General features: G+C 47.7%; 1 protein-coding gene. It reads right to left on the reverse strand.

Translation table 11 applies throughout. The features are described 5' to 3' along the window. Window positions 1–116: 116 nt before the first annotated feature. Window positions 117–11,672, reverse strand: a complete 11,556-nt coding sequence (locus ACLI09_RS07800; RefSeq protein ID WP_411419038.1) for a T9SS type A sorting domain-containing protein — start codon at window positions 11,670–11,672, stop codon at window positions 117–119. Window positions 11,673–11,718: the final 46 nt, after the last annotated feature.

Consider the following 11,718-nt stretch of genomic DNA (forward strand, 5'->3'; position numbering starts at 1 on the left):
TTTTTGAATAGATACTTGCTTTATTTCTGATGATTTCTGTTAAATAAAAAAACAAAAGAGGGAATCTCATAGTTTTGAGACTCCCTCTTTTTGTATTGGTAAAAGGATGTTTTTAATTACTTCCCTTTAAGGATAACAAAGCTTTTTGAAGCTCCGTTGGCATTTACATATATTACATAACTGCCTTCCTGCAGTGCCTGCATATTTACAGAGCCACTGGTTGCATGCCATTGATCATCTGCTACTTTTTGGCCCAGTATAGTATATACACTTACCGAATCGATTATCACAGAAGAAACAATAGTAAGGTTATCTTTTACCGGGTTAGGGAAGTAGCTGAATGTAATATCGCGTACTTCTCCTGCTTTAAGTATTTCTGATATGGTTACCGCAAGATAGCCCGACTCACAACCGTCAACAGTTTGCGTGCCATAATAAGTAGTGCCTGCAACAACTGGGGTGCCTGCGGCAAGCGCATTGCCGTTTGCCAGGTCGTCTAAAGAGGCATACCACTGTATATCTGTTCCGGTGGCAATAATGTCGTCAATAGTTGCAGGGGCTGCAATTTGTTGTATTGCGGCACCCTGAGGCGCGCTAACTACATTAACAACAATATCCACTGCTGTACGGGTACTTTCGCAGCCGTTTATGGTTTGCGAAACATAATACGTACCGGTAGTAAGTTCTGTTGAAGCCGTTAAGGCAGTGCCACTCGTAAGGTCAGCATACCATTGCAGGCCTGTCCCTGTTGCAATAAGCTCGGCTACCGTAGCACTATTACAGAATGATTGTGCGGAAGCCGCTGGAGCTGCCGTAACATTTATAGTAACTGCAACTGCCGTACGGGTACTTTCGCAGCCTGCTATGGTTTGTGACACATAATACGTGCCGGTAGCAAGCGCGGTTGAAGCAGATAATGCAGTACCACCTGTCAGGTCAGCATACCACTGTAAACCAGTTCCGGTAGCAGTAAGATCAGCTACCGTAGCACTGTTGCAGAATGTTTGTGCGGAAGCCGCTGGAGCTGCCGTAACATTTATAGTAACCGCTACTGCCGTACGGGTACTTTCGCAGCCGTTTAGCGTTTGAGATACGTAATACGTACCGGTAGCAAGTTCTGTTGAAGTAGATAATGCACTACCACCTGTCAGGTTATCATACCACTGTAGGCCTGCCCCCGTTGCAACAAGCTCGGCAACCGTAGCACTGTTACAGAAGGTTTGTGCTGAAGCGGTTGGAGGTGTAGTAATATTTATAGTAACTGCAACTGCCGTACGGGTACTCTCGCAGCCGTTTATGGTTTGCGAAACATAATACGTACCGGTAGTAAGTTCTGTTGAAGCCGTTAAGGCAGTGCCACTCGTAAGGTCAGCATACCATTGCAGGCCTGTCCCTGTTGCAATAAGCTCGGCTACCGTAGCACTATTACAGAATGATTGTGCGGAAGCCGCTGGAGCTGCCGTAACATTTATAGTAATTGCAACTGCCGTACGGGTACTTTCGCAGCCTGCTATGGTTTGTGACACATAATACGTGCCGGTAGCAAGCGCGGTTGAAGCAGATAATGCAGTACCACCTGTCAGGTCAGCATACCACTGTAAACCAGTTCCGGTAGCAGTAAGATCAGCTACCGTAGCACTGTTGCAGAATGTTTGTGCGGAAGCCGCTGGAGCTGCCGTAACATTTATAGTAACCGCTACTGCCGTACGGGTACTTTCGCAGCCGTTTAGCGTTTGAGATACGTAATACGTACCGGTAGCAAGTTCTGTTGAAGTAGATAATGCACTACCACCTGTCAGGTTATCATACCACTGTAGGCCTGCCCCCGTTGCAACAAGCTCGGCAACCGTAGCACTGTTACAGAAGGTTTGTGCTGAAGCGGTTGGAGGTGTAGTAATATTTATAGTAACTGCAACTGCCGTACGGGTACTCTCGCAGCCGTTTATGGTTTGTGACACATAATACGTACCGGTAGCAAGTTCTGTTGAAGCAGATAATGCAGTACCACCTGTCAGGTCAGCATACCACTGTAAACCAGTTCCGGTAGCAGTAAGATCAGCTACCGTAGCACTGTTACAGAATGTTTGTGCTGAAGCCGCTGGCGCTGTTGTTACGTTTACAGTTACTGACACAGATGTCCTGGTACTTTCGCAGCCGTTTAGCGTTTGAGATACGTAATACGTACCGGTAGCAAGTTCTGTTGAAGCCGTTAGTGCAGTACCATCCGTAAGGTCAGCATACCACTGTAGGCCTGCCCCAGTTGAAACAAGCTCGGCAACCGTAGCACTGTTACAGAAGGTTTGAGCAGAAGCCGTTGGCGCTGTAGTTACATTTACAGTTACCGAAACCGCCGTACGTGTACTTTCACAGCCGTTTAGCGTTTGAGATACGTAATACGTACCGGTGGCAAGTTCTGTTGAAGCCGTTAGTGCAGTACCACCCGTAAGGTCAGCATACCACTGTAGGCCTGCCCCCGTTGCGACAAGCTCAGCAATCGTAGCACTATTACAGAACGATTGTGCTGAAGCTGTTGGTGCTGTTGTTACGTTTACAGTTACTGACACAGATGTCCTGGTACTTTCGCAGCCGTTTAGCGTTTGAGATACGTAATACGTACCGGTTGCAAGCGCGGTTGAAGCAGATAATGCAGTACCACCTGTCAGGTCAGCATACCACTGTAAACCAGTTCCGGTAGCAGTAAGATCAGCTACCGTAGCACTGTTACAGAACGATTGGGCGGAAGCCGCTGGAGCTGCCGTAGCATTTATAGTAACCGCTACTGCCGTACGGGTACTTTCGCAGCCGCTTATGGTTTGTGACACATAATACGTGCCGGTTGCAAGCGCGGTTGAAGCCGTTAGTGCAGTACCATCCGTAAGGTCAGCATACCACTGTAGGCCTGCCCCCGTTGCAACAAGCTCGGCAACCGTAGCACTGTTGCAGAAGGTTTGGGCTGAAGCGGTTGGTGCGGCTGTTACGTTTATAGTAACCGAAACCGCCGTACGGGTACTTTCGCAGTTGTTGAGCGTTTGTGACACATAATACGTTCCGGTTGCTAAAGCCGTGGTTCCTGCAAGTTGTGTACCACCGGTCAGGTTGGCATACCATTTTAGTGAGGTGCCTGTTGCAACAAGGTTAGCAACCGTAGCACTGTTGCAGAAGGTTTGGGCTGAAGCCGTTGGTGTAGCAGTTACGTTTATAGTAACCGAAACCGCCGTACGGGTACTTTCACAACCTGCTATGGTTTGCGATACATAATATGTACCGGTTGCTAGTGTTGTTGAAGCCGTTAAGGCAGTACCACCAGTAAGGTCAGCATACCACTGTAGGCCTGCCCCAGTTGCAACAAGCTCGGCAACCGTAGTACTGTTGCAGAAGGTTTGGGCTGAAGCGGTTGGTGCAGCAGTTACGTTTACAGTTACTGCCACAGCCGTACGTGTACTCTCGCAGCCATTTAGCGTTTGTGAAACATAATATGTGCCAGTAGCTAAAGCCGTGGTTCCTGCAAGTTGTGCACCTCCGGTTAAAGCAGCGTACCATTTAAGGCCGGTGCCCGTGGCTGTTAAATTTGCTACGGTTGCACTATTACAAAACGATTGTGCTGAAGCGGTTGGTGCGGCTGTTACGTTTATTGTTACAGCTACTGCGGTACGTGTACTTTCGCAGTTGTTGAGCGTTTGAGATACGTAGTAGTTTCCGGTTGTAAGCGCGGTAGTAGTTGCTAATGCAGTACCACCCGTTGCAGCAGTGTACCAATTAAGCGCAGTACCTGTTGCGGTTAAATTCGCTACGGTGGCGCTGTTACAGAACGATTGGGCTGATGCTGTCGGCGCAGCCGTTACGTTTATCGTTACTGCTACTGCCGTACGTGTACTTTCGCAGCCGTTTATTGTTTGTGAAACATAATAGGTTCCGGTGGCTAAAGCCGTGGTTCCTGCAAGTTGAGTGCCACCGGTCAGGTTGGCATACCATTTAAGTGAGGTGCCTGTTGCGGTTAAATTCGCTACCGTCGCACTGTTACAGAACGATTGTGCTGAAGCGGTTGGTGCAGCTGTTGCAGTTATCGTAACTGCTACTGCTGTACGTGTACTCTCGCAGCCATTTAGCGTTTGTGATACATAATATGTGCCAGTGGCTAAAGCAGTTGTTCCTGCAAGTTGTATACCGCCGGTCAGGTTGGCATACCATTTAGGTGATGTACCTATTGCGGTTAAGTTTGCTACGGTTGCACTGTTACAGAACGTTTGCGCTGAAGCTGTTGGCGCTGAAGTAACATTTATAGTTACTGCCACAGATGTCCTGGTACTTTCGCAGCCGCTTATGGTTTGCGACACATAATACGTGCCGGTAGCAAGTTCTGTTGAAGCCGTTAATGCAGTACCACCCGTTGCAGCGGCATACCACTGAATTGATGTTCCTGTCGCAACAAGGTCAGCTACCGTTGCACTGTTGCAGAACGATTGGGCTGTAGCGGTTGGTGCAGCTGTTGTAGTTATGGTTACCTCCACAGCAGTACGGGTACTTTCGCAGCCATTTAACGTTTGTGATACATAGTATGTGCCAGTGGCTAAAGCAGTTGTTCCTGCAAGTTGTGTACCTCCGGCTAAAGCAGCGTACCATTTTAGGGCAGTGCCTGTAGCAATAAGGTTGGCAACCGTAGCGCTATTACAGAACGATTGGGCTGAAGCTGTTGGCGCTGCTGTTGTAGTTATCGTAACTGCAACTGCTGTACGTGTACTCTCGCAGCTGTTGAGCGTTTGTGAAACATAATAGGTGCCAGTAGCTAAAGCCGTGTTTACTGCAAGTTGTGCACCGCCCGTTAAGGCAGCATACCATTTAAGTGATATGCCTGTGGCTACAAGGTTGGCAACGGTAGCGCTGTTACAGAACGATTGGGCTGAAGCCGTTGGCGCTGCTGTTGTAGTTATCGTAACCGCCACAGCCGTACGAGTACTTTCGCAGCCATTTAGCGTTTGTGATACGTAATATGTGCCGGTGGCAAGCGCGGTGGTTCCTGCAAGCTGTGCACCGCCGGTTAAGGCAGCATACCATTTTAGTGATATGCCTGTGGCTACAAGGTTGGCAACGGTAGCACTGTTACAGAACGATTGTGCGGAAGCCGTTGGTGCAGCAGTTGTAGTTATCGTAACCGCCACAGCCGTACGAGTACTTTCGCAGCCATTTAGCGTTTGTGATACGTAATATGTGCCGGTGGCAAGCGCGGTGGTTCCTGCAAGCTGTGCACCGCCGGTTAAGGCAGCATACCATTTTAGTGATATGCCTGTGGCTACAAGGTTGGCAACGGTAGCACTGTTACAGAACGATTGTGCGGAAGCCGTTGGTGCAGCAGTTGTAGTTATCGTTACCGCCACAGCCGTACGAGTACTTTCGCAGCCATTTAGCGTTTGTGATACGTAATATGTGCCGGTGGCAAGCGCGGTGGTTCCTGCAAGTTGTGTACCGCCGGTTAAAGCAGCATACCATTTAAGTCCCGTACCTGTTGCGGTTAAATTCGCTACCGTGGCACTGTTACAGAACGATTGGGCGGAAGCCGTTGGAGCTGCCGTAACATTTATAGTAACCGAAACCGCTGTACGGGTACTTTCACAGCTATTGAGCGTTTGTGAAACATAATAGGTTCCGGTTGCTAAAGCCGTGGTTCCTGCAAGTTGAGTGCCACCTGTTAAAGCAGCATACCATTTAAGTGAGGTGCCTGTTGCGGTTAAATTCGCTACAGTAGCACTGTTACAGAACGTCTGTGCAGAAGCCGTTGGTGCAGCTGTTGTAGTTATCGTTACAGCTACTGCGGTACGTGTACTTTCACAGCTATTGAGCGTTTGTGAAACATAATAGGTTCCGGTTGCTAAAGCCGTGGTTCCTGCAAGTTGAGTGCCACCTGTTGAAGCAGCGTACCATTTTAGGGCAGTGCCTGTTGCGGTTAAATTCGCTACAGTAGCACTGTTGCAGAACGATTGTGCTGAAGCGGTTGGTGCAGCTGTTGTAGTTATGGTTACCGCCACAGCAGTACGTGTACTTTCGCAGCTGTTGAGCGTTTGAGATACGTAGTAGGTTCCAGTGGCTAAAGCCGTGGTTCCTGCAAGCTGTGTACCACCGGTCAGGTTGGCATACCATTTTAGTGAGGTGCCTGTTGCAACAAGCTCGGCAACCGTAGTACTGTTGCAGAAGGTTTGGGCTGAAGTCGTTGGGGCCGCCGTTACGTTTATAGTAACTGCAACTGCCGTACGTGTACTCTCGCAGTTATTTAATGTTTGTGAAACATAATACGTTCCAGTGGCTAAAGCCGTAGTTCCTGCAAGTTGTGCACCTCCGGTTAAGGCAGCGTACCATTTTAGGGCAGTACCTGTTGCAGTTAAATTCGCTACAGTAGCACTGTTACAGAACGTCTGTGCAGAAGCCGTTGGTGCAGCTGTTGTAGTTATCGTTACAGCTACTGCGGTACGTGTACTTTCACAGCTATTGAGCGTTTGTGAAACATAATAGGTTCCGGTTGCTAAAGCCGTGGTTCCTGCAAGTTGAGTGCCAACTGTTGAAGCAGCGTACCATTTTAGGGCAGTACCTGTTGCAGTTAAATTCGCTACAGTAGCACTGTTACAGAATGATTGTGCTGAAGCGGTTGGTGCGGCTGTTACGTTTATTGTTACAGCTACTGCGGTACGTGTACTTTCGCAGCCGTTTAGCGTTTGTGATACATAATAGGTCCCAGTGGCTAAAGCCGTGGTTCCTGCAAGTTGTGAACCGCCGGTTAAAGCAGCGTACCATTTAAGCGCAGTACCTGTTGCGGTTAAATTCGCTACAGTAGCACTGTTACAGAACGTCTGTGCAGAAGCCGTTGGTGCAGCTGTTGTAGTTATCGTTACAGCTACTGCGGTACGGGTACTTTCACAGCTATTGAGCGTTTGTGAAACATAATAGGTCCCAGTGGCTAAAGCCGTGGTTCCGGCAAGTTGTGCACCACCGGTCAGGTTGGCATACCATTTAAGTGCCGTTCCTGTCGCGGTTAAGTTGGCAACCGTGGCGCTGTTACAAAATACCTGGTCAGGTGCAGATGGTATCGGGGTAACGTTTATCGTTACTGCAACCGCTGTTCTGGGGCCTTCGCAGCCGTTTAGCGTTTGAGATACATAATACGTTCCATTTGCTAAAGCCGCAGTTCCGGCAAGTTGAATGCCACCTGTTAAAGCAGCATACCATTGTAAACCAGTTCCGGCAGCAGTAAGGTCAGCTACCGTAGCACTATTACAGAACGATTGTGCTGAAGCGGTTGGTGCAGCTGTTGTAGTTATGGTTACCTCCACAGCAGTACGTGTACTCTCGCAGCCATTTAGTGTTTGAGATACGTAATAGTTTCCGGTGGCTAAAGTGGTTGTTCCTGCAAGTTGTGCACCTCCGGTTAAAGCAGCGTACCATTTAAGTGAGGTGCCTGTTGCGGTTAAATTCGCTACAGTAGCACTGTTGCAGAACGATTGTGCTGAAGCTGTTGGTGCAGCTGTTGTAGTTATCGTAACCGCTACTGCCGTACGTGTACTCTCGCAGTTGTTGAGCGTTTGTGAAACATAATAGGTTCCGGTTGCTAAAGCAGTTGTTCCTGCAAGTTGTGTACCGCCGGTTAAAGCAGCATACCATTTAAGGCCGGTGCCTGTTGCGGTTAAATTTGCTACAGTAGCACTGTTGCAGAACGATTGTGCTGAAGCTGTTGGTGCAGCTGTTGTAGTTATCGTAACCGCTACTGCCGTACGTGTACTTTCGCAGCCATTTAGCGTTTGTGAAACATAATACGTTCCGGTTGCTAAAGCCGTTGTTCCTGCAAGTTGTGTACCGCCGGTTAAAGCAGCGTACCATTTAAGGCCGGTGCCCGTGGCTGTTAAATTTGCTACGGTTGCACTATTACAGAACGATTGGGCTGATGCCGTTGGCGCGGCTGTAACATTTATCGTTACAGCTACTGCCGTACGGGTACTTTCGCAGCCGTTTAGCGTTTGTGAAACATAATAGGTTCCGGTTGCTAAAGCCGTGGTTCCTGCAAGTTGTGTACCGCCCGTTAAGGCAGCATACCATTTTAATGAGGCGCCTGTTGCGGTTAAATTCGCTACAGTAGCACTATTACAGAAAGATTGTGCTGAAGCCGTTGGTGCTGCTGTTGTAGTTATCGTAACTGCAACTGCCGTACGGGTACTTTCGCAGCCATTTAGCGTTTGTGATACATAATAGGTTCCGGTTGCTAAAGCCGTAGTTCCTGCAAGTTGAGTGCCACCTGTTGAAGCAGCGTACCATTTTAGGGCAGTGCCTGTTGCAACAAGGTTAGCAACAGTTGCGCTGTTACAGAACGTTTGTGCAGATGCCGTTGGAGGTGTAGTAACATTTATAGTAACTGCAACTGCCGTACGGGTACTTTCGCAGCCATTTAGCGTTTGAGAAACATAATATGTTCCGGTTGCTAAAGCCGTCGTTCCTGCAAGTTGTGCACCTCCGGTTAAGGCAGCGTACCATTTAAGTGATGTACCTGTTGCAACAAGGTTAGCAACGGTAGCGCTATTACAGAACGATTGTGCTGAAGCTGTTGGTGCTGTAGTTACATTTACAGTTACCGAAACCGCCGTACGTGTACTTTCACAGCCGTTTAGCGTTTGTGAAACATAATAGGTTCCTGTTGCTAAAGCCGTGGTTCCTGCAAGTTGTGCACCGCCGGTTAAGGCAGCGTACCATTTAAGACCTGTGCCTGTTGCAACAAGGTCAGCTACAGTAGCACTGTTACAGAAGGTTTGAGCAGAAGCGGTTGGTGCGGTTGTTACATTTACAGTTACCGCTACAGCCGTACGTGTACTTTCGCAGCCATTTAGCGTTTGAGATACGTAGTAGTTTCCGGTGGCTAAAGCCGTGGTTCCTGCAAGCTGTGAACCGCCGGTTAAAGCAGCGTACCATTTTAGGGCAGTGCCTGTTGCAACAAGGTTAGCAACAGTTGCAATGTTACAAAACGATTGGGCTGAAGCTGTTGGCGCTGTTGTTGTAGTTATCGTAACCGCTACTGCCGTACGGGTACTTTCGCAGCCGTTTAGCGTTTGAGATACATAATACGTTCCATTTGCTAAAGCCGCAGTTCCGGCAAGTTGAATGCCACCTGTTAAAGCAGCATACCATTTAAGGCCGGTGCCTGTCGCGGTTAAGTTTGCAACCGTCGCACTGTTACAGAATGACTGTGCTGAAGCCGCTGGTGCAGGGGTGTTGCACGAGGCACCCTGGTGTTCGTAAGCGCCTATGTCAATCGTGCCTGCATTATAAAAGCGCGGGTTTCCGGCCAGGTCAGTAGTTATACCTATAAGGCCTGGTATTTGGCCCGCCGTATATGGAGTGTTAGTACCTGCATTAATAGCAGGGCTGGTAGCCAGTAAGGTATAGTCGCCGTTGGTGGCATTTGTAAAACCGGGATCTACATTAGAATTTCCATTGTTAAGCGGACTAAGCCCCTGCACTATCGAATAAGTAAATGTCGCGCTGCCATAAGAATTCTGGCTTTGAAGTGTTGATGACGATGAAGTGTTGTTGTATACAATACAATTGGTATATTGAGAAGCGTCATAGATAACATAAGTCCCGCCGCCAAAAAATGTTGCGGTATTATTTATGATATCTGTATTAAAATAGCTTGTTGAACCACCGGAGTTAAGATTAAAAACACCTCCACCGTTCATTGAGGCAGTATTATTTGTTATGAGCGTGTTTATAATTGTGGCACTTGTATGAGAAGAATTTAATCCGCCGCCTATCTCCGCCGTATTATTTTTTATTATACAATTTTTCAATATAGGCGAATCAAATACAATATCAATACCTCCGCCCTCGCTTAAAGTTCCACTTCCAAATGTTGCATTTCCAATTATGGATAAATTATCAAATATGCTATTGTTAAATGTACTATATACACCTCCACCACCTTCCGAGGAAGCATTACCTGTTATAATCAGGTTTTTAAAAGTGGCCAATCCATTAGAATGGATGCCGCCACCCTGTTTCTGGGATACAAATATAACGGATACACCTCCATTCGCATTTCCTCCTTTAATAGTGAAACCATCTAATACAGTTTCAAGTGTTTCTGCTGTACTAGAACGCAAACAAACAACATGGTATGCGTTTTCTGAATTACCACCAGTACATATTCCTAAACTGTTGTATGTGTCGTTGTTAGAAAAGTCACCACTAAGTATACTTGCATTGGCCGTAAGGCTAAGGTTACGTTCTGATAAAGCACCTTCATTTCCTGCAAAACCGCCATAAACTTTAACGTTATCTACCAGCTTGAATGTATTATCCCTGTCTGTAAGGCTTGTACTATTAAGGTCATCAAGCCTGAATTTTGGTTTATAAACTCCTCCTGCTACCCATATCTGGGTAACAATACCAGGATTTTGCGCTGCTGATTTAAGAGCATCGGCCAATTGGCCCATTGCATTTGTCCAGCTGGTTCCGTTTCCGGTGCTGCCCTGCTTAACGTATAATATAGACGAAGCTGTGATAGTAACGTTTACTGCCGTACGGGAGCCTTCGCATCCGTTTAGCGTTTGCGACACGTAGTAGATACCGGTGGCAAGCACTGTAGTTGATGCTAAGGCGGTGCCTCCGGTTGCGGTAGTATACCATTTAAGGGCAGTGCCTGTTGCTGTTAAATTTGCCACAGTAGCCCCTGAAGCAAAGCTTTGCGCGGAAGCTATAGGGGCAGGGGTAGTGCATGCCGGTGTAAGCGTCCAAGATAGTGTAAATGAGCCTGATTGATTGTTGTAGCCATCCTGTACCCAGTAAACGTTCCTTACAATCCCTGTATTGTTAGTCCAGGTAACCGTTTGCTCATCAGGGTCATTGAAGCAGGTTATCGTAGTACTGCCCGGGCAGGCACCATAACCCACGCTAACCATAGAATCATAATTGTTACTTACCTGGGTAATAGCGATAGTAGCACCCACAGGAACCGTTATATAGTAATATAAGTCTGGTCCTGAGCTAAATCCGTTGTTAGGGCAAAGCGCGCTCGAATAATTATTTGCGGTACCTACTGTTGTACTGGTGTAAGGGCTGGTAAGTGTAGCAAGATCAATGGCATCTTCGCAAAGCTCACCCGGTACCCAGCTGGAAAAAGGTTGTGATGTAGCCCAGTTGCTATAAGTGCCAGAACAATTACTCCTTACATGCAAGTAATATGTTGTGCCCGCTGTTACCGGATATGACGGCACAGAGGTTGACGTGGTAGCTGTTCCTGAAGCGGGTGGTGTGGCAGATGTGGTTACAGCATACTGGTAACCTGATGGTATGCCAGACGTAGGTGCCGCCCATGAAAGTGCTGCAGTTGAAGTGGTGGTTGCTGTTGCGGTTACAGCCGTTGGCGGGTTACAGCTACTGCCGCATTGTATGTATTTTGTCCTGTTGACATTTTGGGTGCCGCAAGACGAATTAGTGTGTATGTAATAACGCAGGAGGCCACTGTTCTCGCCTGTGTTCCAAACCAAGGGCGTAGTGCCCGAAACCAGCACGGTAGTACCTGTACTGTTTGTTATGGTGATATAATCGGTAGTTACCGAACTTGAAAAGGTATAGTTTGTGTTTGCGGCAAGGCTTACAACGCTATACATACCTGCATAAGAAGTTGTAGTAATGCTTTCCAAAGCTCCGGTACACGCCGGATTAAAAATTGTAGAGGGTGATAGAACG

Origin of the sequence: Flavobacterium sp. RHBU_24 (genome assembly GCF_046613695.1) — a bacterium.
In the GTDB taxonomy this organism is placed as follows: Bacteria; Bacteroidota; Bacteroidia; order Flavobacteriales; family Flavobacteriaceae; genus Flavobacterium.